The sequence below is a fragment of the Pseudomonas sp. WOUb67 genome (assembly GCF_050058005.1).
In the GTDB taxonomy this organism is placed as follows: domain Bacteria; phylum Pseudomonadota; class Gammaproteobacteria; order Pseudomonadales; family Pseudomonadaceae; genus Aquipseudomonas; species Aquipseudomonas putida_R.
Window position 1 is genome coordinate 996,346 of the sequence record NZ_CP170112.1, and the last position, 19,662, is coordinate 1,016,007.

A 19,662-nucleotide genomic window follows, 5' to 3' on the forward strand; every position below is an offset into this window, starting at 1 on the left:
AGCGATTGCGAACGGAAATGCTAACAGCCTGAAAACAAACGAATTTATACCCAAATGGAATTTGCATAGTCGTTTATGGAATAACGAAGTGTCGCAGATTGCAATGAACGCGGCGTTTGCGGCTGCATGGAGGTCGTTATCGAGGGTCGGCAGTGGGGATTGTTGCACTAGCGTTTCTGGGTCATTTCAGGAGATTCGTACATGAAAGTCGCTGTGAAAGCCGCCGCCATCGGCCTGTCCCTGCTGTTCAGTATCGAAACCTTCGCCACCGAGCTCAAGCATTGGCCGGCCGAGGCCGCCAGGCAGCTCGACAGCATGATCGCTGCCAATGCCAACAAGGGTAACTACGCGGCGTTCGACATGGACAACACCAGCTACCGCTATGACCTTGAAGAAGCCTTGCTGCCGTTCATGGAAAACAAGGGCCTGCTGAGCCGCGACAAGCTCGACCCTTCGCTGAAGCTGATGCCGTTCAAGGACACTGCCGAGCACAAGGAAAGCCTGTTCAGCTACTACTACCGGTTGTGTGAAGTCGACGACATGGTCTGCTACCCGTGGGTGGCCCAGGTGTTCTCGGGTTTTACCCTGAAGGAGTTGAAGGTGCAGGTGGATGAGCTGATGGCTTCTACCAAGCCGATCCCCAGTACGTATTACGAAGGCGACCAGGTCAAGACTATCGAGGTACCGCCGCCCAAGGTCTTCAAGGGCCAGGCCGAGCTGTACAACAAGCTGATGGAGAATGGCATCGAGGTGTACGTGATTTCGGCGGCCTCCGAAGAGCTGGTGCGCATGGTCGCTTCGGACCCCAGGTACGGCTACAACGTGAAGCCGCAGAACGTGATTGGCGTGAGCCTGCTGCTAAAGGACCGCAGCAATGGGCAACTGACCACGGCCCGCAAGCAGATTACTGCCGGCCACTATGATGCCAAGGCCAACGAAGGGCTGGAGCTGACCCCGTACCTGTGGACCCCGGCCACCTGGATGGCGGGCAAGCAGGCGGCGATCCTGACCTACATCGACGAGTGGAAAAAACCGGTGCTGGTGGGCGGCGACACGCCGACCAGCGATGGCTACATGCAGTTCCACGGGGTGGATGTGGGCAAAGGTGGCATCCACCTGTGGATAAACCGCAAGGCCAAGTACATGGACCAGCTCAACGGGATGATTACCAGGAATGCGGCGGCGCAGGCCAGGGAAGGGTTGCCGGTGACGGCGGACAAGAACTGGGTGATCGTGACGCCGGAGCAGATCCAGTAGTTGTTGTGTTGTCTGTGCTGGCCTCTTCGCGGGTGAACCCGCTCCCACAGGAGTGCCACAGTCTTCAAGGTTTACGCTGTACCTGTGGGAGCGGGTTTACCCGCGAAAGGGTCGTTACAGGCATAAAAAAACCGGCGCTCAGCGCGCCGGTTCTTCTTTCACACCCAAAGTGCCTTACAGCCCTTCGAGCATCGCCTTGTTACGCACAGCACCTTTGTCGGCACTGGTCGCCAGCAGGGCGTAGGCCTTCAGCGCGGTGGTCACCTTGCGTGGGCGTACTTCGACCGGTTTCCAGCCCTTCTTGTCCTGCTCGATACGGCGCTCGGCCAGCTCTTCGTCGCTGACCAGCAGGTTGATCGAACGGTTAGGGATGTCGATCAATACCTTGTCGCCGTCGCGCACCAGGCCGATGGCGCCGCCAGCAGCCGCTTCCGGCGAGGCGTGGCCGATCGACAGGCCCGAGGTGCCGCCCGAGAAGCGGCCGTCGGTGAGCAGGGCACAAGCCTTGCCCAGGCCTTTGGACTTCAGGTACGAGGTCGGGTACAGCATTTCCTGCATGCCCGGGCCGCCTTTCGGGCCTTCGTAGCGGATGATCACGATGTCGCCGGCCTTCACTTCGTCGGCGAGGATGCCGCGCACGGCGCTGTCCTGGCTCTCGAAGATCTTGGCGTTGCCTTCGAACACGTGGATCGACTCGTCGACACCGGCGGTTTTCACCACGCAGCCGTCGAGGGCGATGTTGCCGTACAGCACGGCCAGGCCGCCTTCCTGCGAGTAGGCGTGTTCGAAGCTGCGAATGCAGCCGTTTTCACGGTCGTCATCGAGGGTTTCCCAACGGGTCGACTGGCTGAACGCCGTCTGGGTCGGGATACCGGCAGGGCCGGCCTTGAAGAAGGTGTGCACGGCTTCGTCATCGGTCTGGGTGATGTCCCACTTGGCGATGGCTTCTTCCATGCTGGCGCTGTGCACGGTCGGCAGGTCGGTGTGCAGCAGGCCGCCACGGGCCAGCGATCCGAGGATGCTGAAGATGCCGCCGGCGCGGTGCACGTCTTCCATGTGGTACTTCTGGATGTTCGGCGCCACTTTGCACAGCTGCGGCACTTTGCGCGACAGGCGGTCGATGTCACGCAGGTCGAACGCTACTTCGCCTTCCTGGGCTGCGGCCAGCAGGTGCAGGATGGTGTTGGTCGAGCCGCCCATGGCGATGTCGAGCATCATGGCGTTTTCGAACGCCTTGAAGTTGGCGATGTTGCGCGGCAGTACCGACTCATCGTTGTCGCCGTAGTAGCGCTTGCACAGCTCGACGATGGTGCGGCCGGCGGTGAGGAACAGCTGCTCGCGGTCGGCGTGGGTGGCCAGGGTCGAGCCGTTGCCCGGCAGGGCCAAGCCCAGGGCCTCGGTCAGGCAGTTCATCGAGTTGGCGGTGAACATGCCAGAGCACGAACCGCAGGTCGGGCAGGCGCTGCGCTCGTATTCGGCGACTTTTTCGTCGGAGGCCGTGGAGTCGGCGGCGATGACCATGGCGTCGACCAGGTCCAGGCCGTGGCTGGCCAGTTTGGTCTTGCCGGCTTCCATCGGGCCGCCGGAAACGAAGATCACCGGGATGTTCAGGCGCAGGGCGGCCATCAGCATGCCGGGGGTGATCTTGTCGCAGTTGGAGATGCACACGATGGCGTCGGCGCAGTGGGCGTTGACCATGTATTCCACGGCGTCGGCAATGATCTCGCGGCTTGGCAGCGAGTACAGCATGCCGTCGTGGCCCATGGCGATGCCGTCATCGACCGCGATGGTGTTGAATTCCTTGGCCACGCCACCGGCGCGTTCGATCTCGCGGGCAACCAGCTGGCCCAGGTCCTTCAGGTGCACGTGGCCCGGGACGAACTGGGTGAACGAGTTGGCGATGGCGATGATCGGTTTCTTGAAATCTTCGTCCTTCATCCCGGTTGCGCGCCACAGGGCACGGGCGCCGGCCATGTTGCGGCCATGGGTGGAAGTCTTGGAACGATAATCAGGCATGAAACACTCCTGGCGGCTTAATCAGGTCACATAAAGGGGAGTGAGCTTCTCTTGTCCTTTGTGCCGCAGGCCTGTTGCCACTGGCACGGATGGGGCCGAAGACACCACGGGATCGCCGCGTGCTTGGCCAGAGCTCATAAACCCGCCGGGGATGACTGGCGATGAATAGGCCGATTCTACACCGCTGGCGCGGTGAGGGAATGCAGATGTGGATGGTTGGCGGGGAGATTGCAGCAGGAAAGGGCCGCTGGGCGGCCCTTTGCAGCAGATTTCAGCTATTTGGCAGCAAGCGGCAGGTGATGCTCTTGATGTAGCGGGTCTCGGCGATGGCCGGGTGTACCGGGTGGTCCGGGCCCTGGCCGCCGCGCTCGAGCAGCTGCATGTTGCGGTCCAGGTGGCGGGCGCTGGTCAGCAGGATGTTGTTCAGGTCGTCCTCGGGCAGGTGCATCGAGCACGAGGCGCTGACCAGGATGCCGTCCTTGTTCAGCATGCGCATGGCCTGTTCGTTCAGGCGGCGGTAGGCCGCTTCGCCGTTTTTCAGGTCCTTCTTGCGCTTGATGAAGGCGGGTGGGTCGGCAATGATCACGTCGAAGCGTTCTTCGGCAGCCTTCAGCTCGCGCAGGGCTTCGAACACGTCGCCTTCGATGCAGGTCAGTTTCTCGCTGATGCCGTTCAGTGCAGCGTTACGCTCCACGCCATCCAGGGCAAAGCCCGAGGCATCGACGCAGAACACTTCGCTGGCGCCGAACGCGCCGGCCTGCACGCCCCAGCCACCGATGTAGCTGAACAGGTCGAGTACACGCTTGCCCTTCACGTACGGCGCCAGGCGCGCACGGTTCATGCGGTGGTCGTAGAACCAGCCGGTCTTCTGGCCTTCACGCACCGGGGCTTCGAACTTGACGCCGTTCTCTTCCAGCGGTACCCAGTCCGGCACTTCGCCGTAGACGGTCTCGACATAACGCTGCAAGCCTTCGGCGTCACGCGCGGCGGAGTCGTTCTTGAACAGGATGCCGCTAGGCTTGAGCACCTGCACCAGGGCAGCGATCACGTCATCCTTGTGCGCTTCCATGGTGGCCGAGGCCAGCTGCACCACGAGGATGTCGAAGAAGCGGTCGACCACCAGGCCCGGCAGCAGGTCGGAATCGCCGTAGACCAGGCGATAGCACGGCTTGTCGAACAGGCGCTCGCGCAGCGACAGGGCGACGTTCAGGCGGTGTACCAGCAGCGACTTGTCCAGCGGCAGCTTGATGTCGCGCGACAGCAGGCGGGCGCAGATCAGGTTGTTCGGGCTGAGTGCGACGATGCCCAGCGGCTTGCCGTTGGCTGCCTCGAGAACGGCCTGCTGGCCGGCCTGGAAGCCTTGCAGCGGGGTCGCGGTGACGTCGACTTCGTTGCTGTAGACCCACAGGTGGCCGGCGCGCAGGCGGCGGTCGGCATTGGCTTTGAGGCGAAGGCTGGGCAGGGACATGACGTCGCTCCGGGAAAAAAGAGCGGGAGTATAGCGTGTCTGCGGTGCTTTCGCCTTTAGAGGTGCAGCGCCTGGGAGATCGAGCGCCGCCCGCGCGGCGCTTCGCAGCGCAAGGCTGCTCCTACATCTGTTTCTGGCCAGTCACGCCTGTGCCAATGCACGCGATCGCCTTGTTTGTCCGACGCGATATCGAGGTGAACGCCAAAGGCCCGCGCGCCATTGCTGCAGGAATAACTGGCCCGAAACAGATGTAGGAGCAGCCTTGTGCTGCGAAGCGCCGCGCGGGCGGCGCTCGATTTCCCAGGCGCTGCACCTGTCACGGCGAGCAAAGAGAGGGTTAAAATCCCCGGTCCTAAACGAGTGTGCACGTATGTCCCAAGAACTCAGCGCCGAACAGATCCAGCAAGCCTTGCAAGGCATCACCATTCCGCCGCAACCGCAGATCATGGTCGACCTGCAGTTCGAGCAGTACATGCCTGACCCGGACCTGGAAACCATCGCCAAGCTGATTTCCCAGGACCCGGGCCTCTCGGGCGCCTTGCTCAAGCTGGTCAACTCCCCTCACTTCGGGCTGTCGAACAAGATCGGCTCGATCCAGCGCGCGGTAAACCTGCTGGGCAGCCGTTCGATCATCAACCTGATCAACGCCCAGTCGATCAAGGGCGAGATGAGCGACGAGACCATCGTCACCCTCAACCGTTTCTGGGATACCGCCCAGGACGTGGCAAACACCTGCCTGACGCTGGCCAAGCGCACCGGTGTGCAGGCTGCGGACGAGGCTTACACCCTGGGCCTGTTCCATGACTGTGGCGTGCCGCTGATGCTCAAGCGCTTCCCCGACTACATGGATGTGCTGGTGCAGGCCTATGCCCAGGCCGACGAAGAAACGCGCGTGGTCGACACCGAAAACCGCGTGTTCAACACCAACCATTCGGTGGTCGGCTATTTCACCGCCAAGTCCTGGCGCCTGCCCGAGCACCTCACGGCAGCCATTGCCAACCACCACAACGCCCTGGCCGTGTTCCGCGACGAGAGCGCGCGCAATACCCAGAGCCAGCTGAAAAACCTGCTGGCGGTGCTGAAGATGGCCGAGCACATCTGCGCGTCCTACCGGGTGCTGGGCAACCAGGCGGTGGACCACGAATGGAACGTGGTCGGCCCGCTGGTGCTCGATTACATCGGCTTGTCGGAATACGATTTCGAAAACCTCAAGCAGAACATTCGCGAGCTGAGCGGGCACTGACACATGCCGGAATTGCCAGAAGTAGAAACCACCCGGCGCGGTATTGCGCCCCACCTCGAAGGCCAGCGCGTCAGCCGCGTGGTGGTGCGTGACCGGCGCTTGCGCTGGCCGATCCCCGAAGACCTGGATGTGCGCCTGTCGGGGCAGCGCATTGTCAGTGTCGAGCGGCGCGCCAAGTACCTGTTGATCAATGCCGAGGTCGGCACGCTGATCAGCCACTTGGGCATGTCGGGCAACTTGCGGCTGGTCGAGCTGGGGTTGCCGGCGGCCAAGCATGAACATGTCGACATCGAGCTGGAGTCGGGGCTGATGCTGCGCTACACCGACCCGCGCCGCTTTGGTGCCATGCTGTGGAGCCTGGACCCGCTGAACCACGAGCTGCTGCTGCGCCTTGGGCCTGAGCCGCTGACGGACCTGTTCGACGGTGAGCGCCTGTTCCAGCTGTCCCGCGGGCGGTCGATGGCGGTCAAGCCGTTCATCATGGACAACGCGGTGGTGGTGGGGGTGGGCAACATCTACGCCACTGAAGCGTTGTTTGCCGCAGGCATCGACCCACGTCGGGAGGCGGGCGGGATTTCCCGGGCGCGCTACCTGAAGCTGGCGATCGAGATCAAACGGGTGCTGGCGGCGGCGATCGAACGGGGCGGTACGACCCTGCGTGACTTCATCGGTGGCGATGGGCAGCCGGGGTACTTCCAGCAGGAATTGTTCGTCTACGGGCGAGGCGGGCAGCCGTGCAAGGTGTGCGGCACGGAGTTGCGCGAAGTGAAGCTGGGACAAAGGGCGAGCGTGTTCTGCCCGCGCTGCCAGCGGTAAGGCTGTGGGCCGCTTTGCGGCCCAATTCGCGGGTAAACCCGCTCCCACAGGTACGGTGCAGGCCTGTAGGCCAGTGAGTTACCTGTGGGAGCGGGTTTACCCGCGAACAAGGGCGAAGCCCTTGCCAGACGGCGATCAGTCCTTGCCGGTAATGCGGCGGTACTTGGCCATCAGCTGTTCTTCAGACTCTGGGTGCGCCTCATCCAGCGGGATGCAGTCGACCGGGCAGACCTGCTGGCACTGCGGCTCGTCGTAGTGGCCCACGCACTGGGTGCACAGGTTAGGGTCGATCACGTAGATCTCTTCGCCTTGGGAGATGGCCTCGTTCGGGCACTCGGGTTCGCAGACGTCGCAGTTGATGCAATCGTCGGTGATGATCAGGGACATGGGGACTCCGGCCGGGGCTCATGGCCCGGGCATGTTCAACGCAGTGGGCACAATTGTGCCGCATTCGCGCCCGCAGTGCACGCGGGCGCGATAATCAGGCGATCGGGCTTACTTCTTGAAACGTTCAGTCAGCGCGTCGGCCACCACCGGGTGGACGAACTTGCTGATATCACCGCCCAGTGCGGCGATTTCCCGGACCAACGTCGAGGAAATGAACGAATAACGCTCCGAAGGCGTAAGGAACAGGCTCTCGACATCGGGGGCCAGTTGCCGGTTCATGTTCGCCAGCTGGAACTCGTACTCGAAGTCGGACACCGCACGCAGGCCACGCAGGAAGACGTTGGCGCCCTGTTCCTTGGCGAAATGCGCCAACAGGGAGGAGAAGCCGATGACTTCGACATTGGGCAGGTGCTTGGTGACCTCACGCGCTAGCGCCACCCGTTGCTCCAGGGGGAACAGGGGGTTTTTCTTCGGGCTGGCCGCCACCGCGATGATCACGTGATCGAACAGCCGCGAGGCGCGCTCGACCAGGTCGCCATGGCCTTTGGTAATGGGGTCGAAAGTACCCGGGTACAACACTCGGTTCATCGCGTCATCCTGGCTGGAGTGCGTTGGGGAGTCGGATGGTAGCGCAGCGATTGCGCCCGGCCAAGTCATGCGGCCAGCTGATGGCACTATAGACAGGCGGTGTATTCGTTGTCATGCGCTGTGTGCCAGGCGGCCAATCAGGGCATCGGTGAGCCTGGCGCTGATGGCGTACACCGACAGTTGCGGGTTGGCGCCGACGCTGGTGGGGAACAGCGAGCCGTCGTGGACCGACAGGTTTTCCAGCTGGTGATGGCGGCCCAGGCTGTCGCACACCGCCTGGCGCGGGTCTTCGCCCAACGCACAGCCACCCATCACATGGGCACTGCCCAGGCGCGTCCTGAAGGGCTCCAGGCGCAAGGCGTCGATCATGCCTAGGGCCTGTTCCAGGCTGGAGGCAGCGCTGGCATCGCTGTGCACGGGTGTTACCTGCGTGGCCCCGGCCGCGAACTGGATCTGCGCCATGCTGTGGTAGGCGCGACGCAAGCCGTCGCGCAGGTAGTCGGTGACCGGGTAATCGAGCACCGGAGAACCGTCGCCACGCAGCTCCACGGCGCCACCCTGGCTCTCGGGGTGAAAACCGTCGCGCAGCAGCGCGAGCATTACATGGGTGTGCGGCAGCTCGGCCATGCGCCGGGCATTTTCGTGGCCGTGCCCACCCAGCAGGGTGCTGGCCAGCGCCGGGTGCAGCGGTGGTACTTCCAGTTTGTAGCCGACCGGGCCATCTGTGCCGCCTTGCCACTGGAAGTGGTCGCTGTAGATGGACTGCGGGGCACCGTAGTAGGGGTCGACACGGTCTTTGAACCGCGCTGCGCTGAAGTTCACCAGGTGCAGGAACGTGCGTTTGCCCAGGCGGCCATGCGGGTCGGGCGCGGCGGAGCGCAACAGCAGGGCCGGGCTGTTGATGCCGCCGCCAGCCAGCAGGTAATGCCGTGCGCGTACGCTGACCTGCCTGCCGGTGGGGTGTATGCCTTGGGCATCCAGGGCCTGGCAGGTCAGGCCCTGGATGCGCTCGCCGTTGTGCGTGAAGCGCTCGGCCCGGGCGAGGTACAGCAGTTCGCCGCCTTGTTCGAGGGTGGCGGGAATGCGCGTCACCAGCATCGATTGCTTGGCATTCACCGGGCAGCCCATGCCGCAGTAGCCCAGGTTCCAGCAGCCGCGCACGTTGCGCGGGATCACCGCCCAGCGGTAGCCCAGCTGCTCGCAGCCCCGACGTAGCACGTCGTTGTTGGCATTCGGCGGCAGGGCCCAGGGGGTAATGCCCAGTTCCTGCTCCATGCGTTCGAACCAGGGCCGTAGCTCATCCTCACCCAGGCCGGTCACGCCGTGGGCTGAAGCCCAGTGCCCCAGGGTCTGGGGCGGGGTGCGAAAGCTTGAAGTCCAGTTCACCAGCGTGGTGCCGCCCACGGCGCGGCCCTGCAGGATGGTGATGGCGCCATCCTTGCTCATGCGCCCCAGGCCCTCCTGATACAGGCTGGCGTAGGCTTCGCTCTCCAGCAGGTGGAAATCGCTGCTGGTCTTGAGCGGGCCTTCTTCGATCAGCAGCACCTTGAAGCCTGCGGCGCTGAGCATCTGCGCGCTGGTGGCACCGCCGGCACCGCTGCCGATCACGGCAACGTCGGCCTCCAGGGTAAGGTCCTGCGCCAGGCGCGAAGCGTCATGGGTGATCCAGCCACGTTCGAGGCCTTGGCGAAACGGGTCGGGGACAGGCATTGGCGATGCTCTTGTTGTTTTCAGATTTTCGGGGGCCCCGGGTAGCCGCAGGCGGCCCAGGACTCGGGGCGTTCGTACCAGGCCATCTGCAGCAACTGCAGCAACGAGGCGTGGCCCATGCGCAGCAGGTTCAGCGAACTGCCCTGCCAACGCTGCAGGAAGGCCGTGACGTGCGCAGGGCTGGCCTGTGCCCAGGCGCCCCAGACACCGGTCAGTGGGCCGCGGGTGAATGGCAGGCTGAGCACGTCGAACAGTTGCCGGGTGAGCTTGAGCATTTCCGGCGACAACGCCGCCAGCTTGTGGTCGAGGCTGTGCAGCACCAGGGGTTCGGCGGCCTGCGTACCGGCCAGTACCACCGGGATCAGGGCACGCAGCAGCGGCAGGTCGTCGTCGCGCAGAACCTGATAGCCCGTTGCAACTGTTTGTGCGCTGCAGCCAACCAGGCTGGCGCCCGCCAGAAAAGCGCTGGCGCCAAGGCTGAAACGCAGCAGGTCGCGGCGGTGCACAGGCCGGCGCTCAGCGGATGAACAGCTTGTAGACCAGGCGCTGCAAGGCTTTGCCATAAGGCGGGTAGATCAGCCGTGCGGCGTTGAAGCGTTGCTTGGCGAGTACGGCCTTGGCCTTGCTGAAGGTCAGGAAGCCGTCGTGGCCATGGTAGTGGCCCATGCCCGAAGGGCCGATGCCGCCGAAGGGCAGGTCGTCCTGGGCTACATGCAACAGGGTGTCGTTCAGGCATACCCCGCCGGAGTGGGTGTGGCGCAGCACATGCTCCTGGCCGGCCCGGTCATAACCGAAGTAGTACAGCGCCAGCGGGCGTGGGCGCTGGTTGATGTAGGCCAGCGCCTGGTCGAGGCTGTCGTAGGGTACCAGCGGCAGCAGCGGGCCGAAGATTTCGTCCTGCATCACCTGCATGCTGTCGTTCACGTCCAGCAGCAGGTGCGGTGGCAGGCGCCGGCCCTGGCGGGTTTCGCCGGGGTACAGGTCAAGCACCTGCGCACCTTTGCCGTGGGCATCGTCCAGCAGGTGCTGCAAGCGCTGCAACTGACGGGGGTTGATGATGGCGGTGTAGTCGGGGTTGTCGGCGATGCGCGGGTACAGGCGGCGCACGGCGCGCTGGTAGGCGTCGCTGAAGGCCGACAGCCGTTCGCGCGGCACCAGCACATAGTCGGGGGCGACGCAGGTCTGCCCGGCGTTGAGCGTCTTGCCAAAGGCGATGCGCTCGGCGGCACTGTCCAGCGGTACGTCGGCCGACACGATAGCCGGTGACTTGCCGCCCAGCTCCAGGGTGACCGGGGTCAGGTTCTGCGCCGCCGCCAGCATCACCTGCCGGCCCACGCTGGTGGCGCCGGTGAACAGCAGGTGGTCAAAGGGCAAGCGGGCGAAGGCCTGGCCCACCTCGACCTCGCCCAGCACCACGCTGACCAGGTCGGTGGGAAACACCTGCTCCAGCAGTTGTTTCAAGGCCTGGGCGCTGGCGGGCGTGGCTTCGCTGAGCTTGAGCATGACCCGGTTGCCGGCGGCCAAGGCGCAGGTCAGCGGGCCGATGGCGAGGAACAGCGGGTAGTTCCACGGCACGATGATGCCGACCACCCCCAGCGGCTGATAACGCACCTGCGCGCTGGCAGGCTGGAAGGCCAGGCCGACCCGTCGTCGGCTGGCGCGCATCCAGCGATGCAGGTGCCTTTCGGCGTGGCGCAAGCCCTGTATCGAGGGCAGCAGCTCGGCCAACAAAGTCTCGTCGGCGCTACGCCCGGAAAAATCCTCGCTGATGGCTTCGATCAACCCAGGCTGGTGGGCCAGCAAGGCTTCGCGCAGGCTTCTCAGCCATTGCAGCCGCTGGGCGGCCGGTGGCAGGGGGTTGCCGGCAAAGGCCTGGCGCTGAGCAGCGAACATCGCCGCAAGGTCGAGGTCGGATTGCACAGGGGTCAAGGCACTGGGCGCGTTCATGGCGGCGTTTGATCCGGGCAGGAAATGTCTAGAGCCTATACTCTAATCGGGACGATGGTGCGAATTTTTCCGCACCGCCGAACGGTGCATTCCACCTGTAATACGCCGTAAGATGACCCTTTGATGAAAGCCCGCAGACTGGGAGCTGAGCATGGCCCCGCGCATGAAGACCCGAGAGCGCATCGTGCAGAACAGCCTGGAGCTGTTCAACGAGCAGGGCGAACGCAGCGTCAGTACCAACCACATTGCCGCGCACATGGAAATCTCGCCCGGCAACCTGTATTACCACTTCCCCAACAAGCAGGCGATCATTGCCCTGTTGTTCAGCCAGTATGAAGAGCTGGTAGACAGCTTCCTGCGCCCGCCGCAAGGCCGCCAGGCAACCGTGGAGGACAAGCGCTTCTACCTCAAGGCCTTGCTGGCGGCGATGTGGAACTACCGCTTCCTGCACCGCGACCTGGAGCACCTGCTGGACAGCGACGCGGAGCTGGCCGCCCGTTACCGGCGTTTTTCCGAGCGCTGCCTGCGCCAGGGCCAGGCGATCTACCGCGGCTTTGTCGAGGCGGGCATCCTGGCCATGGCGCCGGCGCAGATCGAATCGCTGACCATCAATGCCTGGATCGTGCTGACGTCCTGGGTCCGTTTTCTCAGCACCACGCGTGAACATTCCGCGCATCTGGGTGAAGAAGCCTTCAAGAGGGGCGTCTACCAGGTACTGGTGCTGGAGCTCGGCTACGTCACCGACCGTGCGCGCAGTGCTGTGGACGCCCTGTGCCAGGAATTCCATGTACCGTTCAACCAAGCTCTGGAACATTGACCCAGAGCGTAGTGCCATCGATCAGGAGATTGTCATGCCCCTTGCGCAATTGATCACCCCGCAGCAGTTGGCCGAGCGTCTGGACTCGCCCAAGTTGGTGATCCTCGACTGTCGCTTTGCCCTCGAGGATGTGGACTACGGCCAACGCAGCTATGCCCAGGGGCATATTGCCGGGGCGCATTTTGCCGACCTGGACCGCGACCTCAGCGGGCCGGTGAGCAAGGGGCGCACCGGGCGCCATCCGCTGCCCGATGCGCACCGGCTGGTCGAGCGCCTGCGCGAGTGGGGCCTGGACAATGACAGCGAGGTGGTGCTGTACGATGATGGCCCCGGCGCCTTTGCCGCCCGGGCCTGGTGGCTGCTGGCCTGGCTGGGCAAGCGCGACGGCGTGGCGATCCTCGATGGTGGCCTGAAGGCCTGGCATGCGGCGCACCTGCCGTTGAGCCTGGACTCACCGTCCAAACGCGAAGGCACCTTCAGTGGTGAGCCGGATGCAAAGCTGCTGATCGATGCCGACCACCTGGGCAAGCGCCTGGGCAGCACAGACCTGACCTTGATCGATGCGCGTGCCTTGCCGCGTTTTCGCGGTGAGGTGGAGCCGATCGACCCGGTGGCGGGGCATATTCCCGGCGCACAGTGCGCGGCGTTTACCGACAACCTGGGGGCTGATGGGCGCTTCTTGCCTGTGGATCAACTCAAGCAGCGCTTTGCCGAAAAACTGGCCGGGCGGGCGCCGGAGCAGCTGGTGTCTTACTGCGGGTCTGGGGTGACGGCTTGCCATAACCTGTTTGCCATGGCGCTGGCGGGGTACCCGCTGGGCAAGCTGTATGCCGGCTCGTGGAGCGAGTGGATCAACAACCCGCAGCATGGTGTGGCCACCGGCGAGTAATCAGGCCTGGCCTCATCGCCGGCAAGCCAGCTCCCACAGGTACTTCACTGCTCATCAGGCCTGTGCCCTACCTGTGGGAGCTGGCTTGCCGGCGATGAGGCCGGTACTGCCAATGAAAACGGCAGTTCTCATTGGCCCTCTACCAGCCACTGCGGAATCCGCCGCTCCAGATAATACCCCGGGTTGCGCAGGCTGCCATCGACAAACCCCACATGGCCACCGCGGCGGTGCAGTTCGAAACGGGTCTGTGGTGCCAGTTCACGGGCCGTAGGCAGGCTCTGGCCGGCCACGAAGGGGTCATCGCTGGAATGGATGATCAGCGTCGGTGTGCGGTTCTGGCCCAGGAAATAGTGGCTCGATGAGCGGCGATAGTAGTCGTGCACATCGCGAAAGCCGTTGAGCGGTGCCGTGACTTTGCCGTCGAAGTCCCAGAACGTGCGCAAGTTGGTCAGTTGCCCCAGGCGCTCCAGCGTCGCCAGCCGTTCATGCTGGCCCTGCTCGTGGAAGTGCCGCTGCTTGAGCTGAACATACGCCAGCATCTCGCGCATGAAGTGCGCCTGGTACACCTTGGAAAAGCCCTGGCCGATGCGGTCGGCACAATGGTCCAGGCGAAAGGGCACCGACACCGCAACTGCCGCCTCCAGCTGGCTGGCGACGCCGCTCTCGCCCAGGTATTTCAACAGCACATTGCCACCCAGCGAGTAACCCACCGCATACAGCGGCGCCAATGGGCGCTGGGCACGCAGGTGGCTGACGATTTCGGCCAGGTCTTCGCTGGCACCGGAATGGTAACTGCGCGGCAACAGGTTCGGCTCCCCCGAGCATCCGCGCCAGTTCACCGCCACACTGGCCCAGCCGCGGGTTTGCAGCGCTTGCTGCAACCCTTTGACGTAGGGCGAGTGGGACGAGCCGGTCAGCCCGTGCAGCACCAGTACCAACGGCGCATGGGCCTGATGCGGGCCATGCCAGTCGAGGTCGATGAAGTCGCCGTCGGCCAGCCAGAGCCGCTCGCGGTCGCGCTGCAGGTCTGGCAGTTTGCGCCACAGCGGCCCCCACAGCGTTTGCAGGTGGGGGTTGGACAGGCCGATGGCCGGACGGAAGGTGGCGTTGAGGCTGGGCATGCTGGGCGACTCGTGATGTGCCTGCCTAGAGTGCCATGAAAAAGCGCCACCGTACCTGCGCTATTGGTCGGTTGTGGCCCTTTGCCAGAGCGCGTAATGCACCTGGCCGGTTTTCTTCTCGCGGTGCAGGCGCCAGTTGCCGGGCATCGGCAGTGTCGACGGCGCCGCTTCGCTTTCGGTGTAGATCAGCGCCCGTTCGCCCAGCCACTGGTTCTGCTCCAGCAGGTTGCAGGTGTTGGCCAGCAGGTCCTTGTGGAACGGAGGGTCGAGGAACACCACGTCGAACTGCTGCTTGGCCGGGCCTTGCAGGTAGCGCAGGGCGTCGGTTTGCAGGATTTGCCCACGCGGGCAACGCAGGATCTCGAGGTTGTTCTTCAGGTTGCTGATCGCCGCCGGGTTGCTGTCCAGTGCCACGGCATCCTTGGCGCCGCGAGACAGGGCTTCGAGTACCAGGGCCCCACTGCCGGTGAAGGCATCGAGAACGCGGGCGCCCTCGATGTGCGGCGCCAGCCAGTTGAATACGGTTTCGCGCACGCGGTCAGGCGTTGGCCGCAAGCCTTCGCCTTCCGGCACGGCCAGGCGGCGGCTGCGCCACTCGCCGGCGATGATGCGCAGGTGGCCCTGGCCCTTGCTTTGGCCCGATTGCGGGCGGGCGGGAGGGGTGGATCTTGGCATTAGTGCTCCGGTACCCCGAGCGCTTGCTCGGAGGGCTTGTCAGTAGGTGCTGGCAGCGGTTTTTGTGGCACTTTCGGGCCAACGGTGACAATCACCAGTTTATCGGCTGACAGGTGTTTGTTCATGGCCGCCTTGACCTGCTCGACGCTGAGGGCCTGGGACTGCTGCATGAAGTCCTCCAGCCAGGTCAGCGGCAGGTTGTAGAAGCCGATTGCGCCCAACTGGCCGACGATGCTGGCGTTGCTGGCATTGGACAGCGGGAAGCTGCCGGCCAGTTCGCGCTTGGCATCGTCCAGCTCTTGCTGGGTGGGGCCGGTCTTGAGGTAGTCGGCAAGAATGCCCTGCACCAGCTTGAGCGTGCCTTCACTGAGTTCGGCGCGGGTCTGCAGGTTGATCATGAACGGGCCACGCACCTGCATGGGGCTGAACACCGAATACACGCCGTAGGTCAGGCCACGCTTTTCACGCACTTCGCTCATCAGCCGGGTACCAAAGGCACCACCACCGAGGATCTGGTTGCCCAGCGACAAGGCTGGCCAGTCCGGGTCCTGGCGGTCGATACCCAGTTCGGCCAGCATCAGATGGGTCTGCTTGGACGGGAAGTCGATGTGTGTCAGGCCCGCCTTGGCTTCAGCGGGTTGGGCCGGTGCGGCCAGCGCCGGGCCTTTGGGCAGGCCGGCGGACACCTGGGCGGCGATGGCTTCGGCTTCGCTGCGGCTGAGGTCGCCGACCAGGGCGATGACCGCGTTGCCGGCCGTGTAGGCCTTGGCATGGAAGGCGCGCAGCTGCGCCAGGGTGATGCCGTTGATGCTTTCTGCGGTGCCGTCGCTGGGGTGGGCGTAGGGATGGTCACCGTAGAGGTTGCCGAACAGCGCCTTGCCCGCGATCTTGCCGGGGTTCTGCTTCTCGTATTCGAAGCCGGCCAGCATCTGGTTCTTGATGCGCTTGAGGGCGTCCTCGGGGAAGGTCGGCTTGCCGGCCACTTCGGTGAACAGCTTGAGCGCAGGTTCGCGCTTGTCCTTGATGCTGAGGCTGCGCAGCGACGTCACGGCCATGTCGCGGTAGGAGCCGTTGCCAAAGTCTGCGCCCAGGCCTTCGAAGCCTTCGGCGATGGCGGTGACATCCTTGCCGGCCACACCCTCGTTGAGCATGGCGTTGGTCAGCGCCGCTACGCCGGGGGTTCCGGCGTCCTGGCTGCTGCCGGCGGCAAAGGTGACGCGCAGGTCGAACATCGGCAGTTCGCGGGCTTCCACGAACAGCACCCGGGCGCCTTCAGCGGTGTTCCAGTGCTGGATGTTCAGCTGACGCCGGCTGGGTGCCTTGCCATCCAGCTCGGCCAGCGACTGCAAGGTGTTGGCCGGGCGGGCGGCGCTGGTGTCTGCCTTGGCGGCGTTGTCGGCCATGGCCGGTGCGGCCAGCACTGCCGCCAGCGCGAGGGCACGGATGCCCGTGGCCAGCAGGGTTGGGCGCGGTGCGCGACGATCACTCATGAGCGGACTCCTCGGGCAGTACATGGGCAACGCTCAGGCGTTCGCGGGTGAAATAGGTGCGCGCGGCGTCCTGGATGTCCTGCGGGGTGACGCGCTTGAGCTCGTCCAGCTCGCTGTCGATCAGCTTCCAGGACAGGCCGACGGTTTCCAGTTGGCCGATGGTGGTGGCCTGGCTGCTGATGGAGTCTCGGTCGTAGACCAGGCCGGCAATGACCTGGGCGCGTACGCGCTCCAGCTCATCGCTGCTGGGCGGGGTGGTCTTGAGTTCTTCAAGCAACTGCCAGATGCCTTTCTCGACATCGGCGAGGGTTTTCTGCTTCTGCACGTTCGGCGTGGCCGAGATCAGGAACAGGCTGTCGCCGCGGGTGAAGGCGTTGTAGCTGGACGAAGCGCCGGCCACCAGCTCCTGGCCACGCTCCAGGCGTGCCGGCATGCGGGCGCTGTAGCCGCCGTCGAGCAGTGCCGAGATCAGGCGCAGGGCATGCACGGTGCGCGGGTCCTTGGCGGTGGGCAGGCCGGGTACGTTGAAACCATAGATCAGGCTGGGCAACTGGGTGCGTACGTGCAGGGTCAGCTGGCGCTGGCCAGGCTCGGCCAGCTCAAGTGGCAGCTTGGCCGGCGGTACGGCGCGCTTGGGAATGCTGCCGAAGTACTTCTGCGCCAGGCCCTTGACCTCGTCGGCGGTGACGTCGCCAACCACTACCAGGGTGGCATTGTTGGGGGCGTACCAGGATTCGTACCAGTGGCGCAGTTCTTCGACCTTCATGCGCTCCAGGTCCGCCATCCAGCCGATGGTCGGCGTGTGGTAGCCGCTGGCCGGGTAGGCCATGGCGCGGAACAGCTCGAACGCCTTGGAATTGGGCTGATCGTCGGTGCGCAGGCGGCGTTCTTCCTTGATTACCTCGATTTCGCGGCTGAACTCGTCGGCCGGCAGGCGCAGGCTGGCCAGGCGGTCGGCCTCCAGTTCCAGGGCGACCGGCAGGCGGTCGCGGGCCAGCACCTGGTAATAGGCGGTGTAGTCATCGCTGGTGAAGGCGTTTTCTTCGGCGCCCAGGTCACGCAGGATGCGCGAAGCTTCGCCGGGGCCGACTTTGGCACTGCCCTTGAACATCATGTGTTCCAGCGCATGGGACAAGCCGGTCTGGCCCGGGGTTTCGTAGCTGGAGCCGACCTTGTACCAGATCTGCGAGACCACCACCGGCGCGCGATGGTCTTCGCGCACGACCACCTTCAGGCCATTGTCGAGGATGAATTCGTGGGTGGGTTGCACATCGGCGGCGAAGGCCGCGAGCGGCAGGCAGAGCGTGCCGAGCAACAGGCCAGCGGCGCGGCGGGCTAGAGCATTCATAAGGTGTTTAACCTGTTCGGCGGCCCGCTGGGTTTAGCGTCGGCGGGCCAGGAGGTGCTAGGATACTGATCCGGTTGCCTGGCGACCATGCCTGTCGCCGTTCTGGCCCGCAGGACACTAAGACAAAACGTTGCGCATGAACCAGCAGGCTTCAAGATAGTCTGTTCTGCGTAGAGAGAATTCCCGATGTGCCATTGCTGGCTCATCGCTACCCTGAGATAGCCGTCCTCCATGTTTGGTTCCAACGACGACAAGAAAGCGCCGGCCGAGGCTGGCGAGAAGAAAGGCCTGTTCAGCTGGTTTCGAAAGAAGCCGCAGCAACCTGTCGCCGAACAGCCACAAGCCCCCGAACCCCAGGCTGCAGAGCCTGTAGCACCGCAGCCCGCCGTCGAGCACCCTGAAGCTGCTCCGGTCGAGCCGGCGGTTGCACAAACCCCCGCACCTGCAACTGAGGCGCCTCGGGCCGCCGAGCAGGCAGCTGCCCCAGTGGTTGCCCCGGTCCTTGAGCCAACGCCCACCCCTGTGGCCGCCCCGGTCTTCGAGCCTGCGCCCGCCCCAGTGGTTACACCGGCCCCTGAGCCTGTGCCCACCCCAGTGGTTACCCCGGCCCCTGAGCCTGCACCCGCTCCAGTTGCTGCTCCGGTCCTTGAGCCTGCACCCGCTCCAGAGGTTGCCCCGACCCTTCAACCTGCCCCGGTCCCTGTGGGAGCGGGCGTGCCCGCGAATGCGCAGCCTGCCGCTCCGCAGGTCGAAACCCCTGCGCCAGTAGCAGCCCCGGTCATTCAAGCCGTCGAACCCCCTGTCAGCAACCTGGTCCTGCCGGTTGCCGAGGAGCCTGTCGCTCTCGTCCCTGACCTGGAGCCAAAAGCCCCGCCAGCGATCCCCGAGCGTCAGGTGGCAGAACCTGCGCAGCCAGAACCCGAGCCAGCGCCCGCAGCCGTCGCAACCGTTACCGAACAAGCCAAGCCGGGCTTCTTCGCCCGCCTCAAGCAGGGCCTGTCCAAGACCAGCGCCAGTATCGGCGAGGGCATGGCCAGCCTGTTCCTCGGCAAGAAGGTCATCGACGACGACCTGCTCGACGAAATCGAGACGCGCCTGTTGACCGCCGACGTCGGTGTGGAAGCCACCTCGGCCATCGTCCAGAACCTGACCCAGAAAGTCGCACGCAAGCAGCTGGCCGACGCCGACGCGCTTTACAAGTCGCTGCAGGAAGAATTGGCCGCGCTGCTGCGCCCGGTCGAGCAGCCGCTGAAAGTGCAGGCGCAGAGCAAGCCCTATGTGATCCTGGTGGTTGGCGTGAACGGCGCCGGCAAGACCACCACCATCGGCAAGCTGGCCAAGAAGCTGCAGTTGGAAGGCAAGAAAGTCATGCTGGCTGCCGGTGACACCTTCCGTGCCGCAGCGGTCGAGCAGTTGCAGGTGTGGGGCGAGCGTAACCAGATTCCGGTGATCGCCCAGCACACCGGCGCCGACTCTGCGTCGGTGATCTTCGACGCCGTGCAGGCCGCCAAGGCCCGTGGCGCCGACGTGCTGATCGCCGACACTGCCGGTCGTCTGCACACCAAAGACAACCTGATGGAAGAGCTGAAGAAGGTCCGCCGGGTGATCGGCAAGCTCGACGCCGATGCGCCACACGAGGTGCTGCTGGTTCTCGATGCCGGCACCGGCCAGAACGCCATCAGCCAGGCCAAGTACTTCAACCAGAGCGTCGAACTGACCGGCCTGGCCCTGACCAAGCTGGACGGCACCGCCAAAGGCGGGGTGATCTTCGCCTTGGCCAAGCAGTTCAACATCCCGATCCGCTTCATCGGTGTGGGTGAAGGCATCGACGACCTGCGTACCTTCGAAGCCGAGCCGTTCGTCAAGGCTCTGTTCGCCGAGCGAGACTGA

Annotated in this window: 17 protein-coding genes; 6 read left to right on the forward strand and 11 right to left on the reverse strand. The window is 64.4% G+C overall.

What is annotated here, in order from left to right:
- Positions 1-201 precede the first annotated feature (201 nt).
- Entirely contained in the window at positions 202-1,257 is a 1,056-nt protein-coding gene (locus ABOC32_RS04480; protein ID WP_426810242.1) for a haloacid dehalogenase-like hydrolase, read from the forward strand.
- 174 nt (positions 1,258-1,431) lie between these two features.
- Here ABOC32_RS04480 and ilvD read toward each other — a convergent pair whose 3' ends face one another.
- Positions 1,432-3,273 (reverse strand): dihydroxy-acid dehydratase, encoded by a 1,842-nt coding sequence (ilvD, locus tag ABOC32_RS04485; RefSeq protein WP_426810243.1) that lies wholly within the window; start codon positions 3,271-3,273, stop codon positions 1,432-1,434.
- 271 nt (positions 3,274-3,544) lie between these two features.
- Positions 3,545-4,741: a class I SAM-dependent rRNA methyltransferase gene (locus ABOC32_RS04490; protein WP_132844928.1), complete on the reverse strand. Its 1,197-nt coding sequence runs from the start codon at positions 4,739-4,741 to the stop codon at positions 3,545-3,547.
- A 424-nt stretch (positions 4,742-5,165) separates the two neighbouring features.
- Between ABOC32_RS04490 and ABOC32_RS04495 the strand changes: the two genes are divergently transcribed.
- Both ABOC32_RS04495 and mutM read left to right on the forward strand, forming a co-directional pair.
- Positions 5,166-5,984 (forward strand): HDOD domain-containing protein, encoded by an 819-nt coding sequence (locus ABOC32_RS04495; protein ID WP_426811563.1) that lies wholly within the window; start codon positions 5,166-5,168, stop codon positions 5,982-5,984.
- Between the two features lie 3 nt (positions 5,985-5,987).
- The gene (gene mutM, locus ABOC32_RS04500) at positions 5,988-6,800 is read left to right on the forward strand and encodes a bifunctional DNA-formamidopyrimidine glycosylase/DNA-(apurinic or apyrimidinic site) lyase (RefSeq protein ID WP_300027995.1); all 813 of its coding nucleotides are present in this window, start codon (positions 5,988-5,990) and stop codon (positions 6,798-6,800) included.
- A gap of 135 nt (positions 6,801-6,935) precedes the next feature.
- Here the strand turns inward: mutM and ABOC32_RS04505 are convergent, their stop codons facing one another.
- From ABOC32_RS04505 to ABOC32_RS04525, 5 genes are all read right to left on the reverse strand, one after another.
- Positions 6,936-7,187, reverse strand: coding sequence for a YfhL family 4Fe-4S dicluster ferredoxin (locus tag ABOC32_RS04505; protein ID WP_016502084.1), 252 nt, complete (start codon positions 7,185-7,187; stop codon positions 6,936-6,938).
- A gap of 108 nt (positions 7,188-7,295) precedes the next feature.
- A complete protein-coding gene (gene coaD / locus ABOC32_RS04510) occupies positions 7,296-7,775 on the reverse strand; it encodes a pantetheine-phosphate adenylyltransferase (protein ID WP_016502083.1) in 480 nt (159 codons plus the stop codon).
- Positions 7,776-7,886: 111 nt separating this feature from the next.
- The gene (locus ABOC32_RS04515) at positions 7,887-9,485 is read right to left on the reverse strand and encodes a GMC family oxidoreductase N-terminal domain-containing protein (protein ID WP_426810244.1); all 1,599 of its coding nucleotides are present in this window, start codon (positions 9,483-9,485) and stop codon (positions 7,887-7,889) included.
- Between the two features lie 20 nt (positions 9,486-9,505).
- On the reverse strand, positions 9,506-9,991 hold the full coding sequence (locus tag ABOC32_RS04520) for a twin-arginine translocation pathway signal protein (protein WP_426810245.1): 486 nt from the start codon (positions 9,989-9,991) through the stop codon (positions 9,506-9,508).
- A 10-nt stretch (positions 9,992-10,001) separates the two neighbouring features.
- Positions 10,002-11,432 (reverse strand): coniferyl aldehyde dehydrogenase, encoded by a 1,431-nt coding sequence (locus ABOC32_RS04525; RefSeq protein WP_426810246.1) that lies wholly within the window; start codon positions 11,430-11,432, stop codon positions 10,002-10,004.
- A 151-nt stretch (positions 11,433-11,583) separates the two neighbouring features.
- On the opposite strand from ABOC32_RS04525, the gene ABOC32_RS04530 reads away from it, so the two are divergent.
- Together ABOC32_RS04530 and ABOC32_RS04535 are read left to right on the forward strand one after the other, a co-directional pair.
- Complete coding sequence (locus tag ABOC32_RS04530) at positions 11,584-12,249, forward strand: TetR/AcrR family transcriptional regulator (RefSeq protein ID WP_234226735.1); 666 nt, start codon at positions 11,584-11,586, stop codon at positions 12,247-12,249.
- A 34-nt stretch (positions 12,250-12,283) separates the two neighbouring features.
- Positions 12,284-13,138 (forward strand): sulfurtransferase, encoded by an 855-nt coding sequence (locus ABOC32_RS04535; protein WP_426810247.1) that lies wholly within the window; start codon positions 12,284-12,286, stop codon positions 13,136-13,138.
- 128 nt (positions 13,139-13,266) lie between these two features.
- Here ABOC32_RS04535 and ABOC32_RS04540 read toward each other — a convergent pair whose 3' ends face one another.
- The 4 genes from ABOC32_RS04540 to ABOC32_RS04555 are packed head-to-tail and all read right to left on the reverse strand — an operon-like array spanning position 13,267 to position 17,772.
- Positions 13,267-14,259, reverse strand: coding sequence for a hydrolase (locus ABOC32_RS04540; protein WP_426810248.1), 993 nt, complete (start codon positions 14,257-14,259; stop codon positions 13,267-13,269).
- A gap of 60 nt (positions 14,260-14,319) precedes the next feature.
- A complete protein-coding gene (rsmD, locus tag ABOC32_RS04545) occupies positions 14,320-14,934 on the reverse strand; it encodes a 16S rRNA (guanine(966)-N(2))-methyltransferase RsmD (RefSeq protein ID WP_426810249.1) in 615 nt (204 codons plus the stop codon).
- A complete protein-coding gene (locus ABOC32_RS04550) occupies positions 14,934-16,424 on the reverse strand; it encodes a M16 family metallopeptidase (RefSeq protein WP_426810250.1) in 1,491 nt (496 codons plus the stop codon). The genes rsmD and ABOC32_RS04550 overlap by 1 nt, the downstream gene beginning before the upstream one ends.
- The gene (locus tag ABOC32_RS04555) at positions 16,417-17,772 is read right to left on the reverse strand and encodes a M16 family metallopeptidase (protein WP_043204395.1); all 1,356 of its coding nucleotides are present in this window, start codon (positions 17,770-17,772) and stop codon (positions 16,417-16,419) included. Before ABOC32_RS04555 ends, ABOC32_RS04550 begins: the two co-directional genes overlap by 8 nt.
- A 231-nt stretch (positions 17,773-18,003) precedes the next feature.
- Between ABOC32_RS04555 and ftsY the strand changes: the two genes are divergently transcribed.
- Positions 18,004-19,662, forward strand: a complete 1,659-nt coding sequence (gene ftsY / locus ABOC32_RS04560) for a signal recognition particle-docking protein FtsY (protein ID WP_426810251.1) — start codon at positions 18,004-18,006, stop codon at positions 19,660-19,662.

Coding starts and splice junctions, on each gene's coding strand:
- ABOC32_RS04480 (WP_426810242.1), top strand. CDS start 202: ATGAAAGTCGCTGTGAAAGCCGCCGCCATCGGCCTGTCCCTGCTGTTC.
- ilvD (WP_426810243.1), bottom strand. CDS start 3,273: ATGCCTGATTATCGTTCCAAGACTTCCACCCATGGCCGCAACATGGCC.
- ABOC32_RS04490 (WP_132844928.1), bottom strand. CDS start 4,741: ATGTCCCTGCCCAGCCTTCGCCTCAAAGCCAATGCCGACCGCCGCCTG.
- mutM (WP_300027995.1), top strand. CDS start 5,988: ATGCCGGAATTGCCAGAAGTAGAAACCACCCGGCGCGGTATTGCGCCC.
- ABOC32_RS04505 (WP_016502084.1), bottom strand. CDS start 7,187: ATGTCCCTGATCATCACCGACGATTGCATCAACTGCGACGTCTGCGAA.
- coaD (WP_016502083.1), bottom strand. CDS start 7,775: ATGAACCGAGTGTTGTACCCGGGTACTTTCGACCCCATTACCAAAGGC.
- ABOC32_RS04515 (WP_426810244.1), bottom strand. CDS start 9,485: ATGCCTGTCCCCGACCCGTTTCGCCAAGGCCTCGAACGTGGCTGGATC.
- ABOC32_RS04525 (WP_426810246.1), bottom strand. CDS start 11,432: ATGAACGCGCCCAGTGCCTTGACCCCTGTGCAATCCGACCTCGACCTT.
- ABOC32_RS04530 (WP_234226735.1), top strand. CDS start 11,584: ATGGCCCCGCGCATGAAGACCCGAGAGCGCATCGTGCAGAACAGCCTG.
- ABOC32_RS04535 (WP_426810247.1), top strand. CDS start 12,284: ATGCCCCTTGCGCAATTGATCACCCCGCAGCAGTTGGCCGAGCGTCTG.
- ABOC32_RS04540 (WP_426810248.1), bottom strand. CDS start 14,259: ATGCCCAGCCTCAACGCCACCTTCCGTCCGGCCATCGGCCTGTCCAAC.
- rsmD (WP_426810249.1), bottom strand. CDS start 14,934: ATGCCAAGATCCACCCCTCCCGCCCGCCCGCAATCGGGCCAAAGCAAG.
- ABOC32_RS04550 (WP_426810250.1), bottom strand. CDS start 16,424: ATGAGTGATCGTCGCGCACCGCGCCCAACCCTGCTGGCCACGGGCATC.
- ABOC32_RS04555 (WP_043204395.1), bottom strand. CDS start 17,772: ATGAATGCTCTAGCCCGCCGCGCCGCTGGCCTGTTGCTCGGCACGCTC.
- ftsY (WP_426810251.1), top strand. CDS start 18,004: ATGTTTGGTTCCAACGACGACAAGAAAGCGCCGGCCGAGGCTGGCGAG.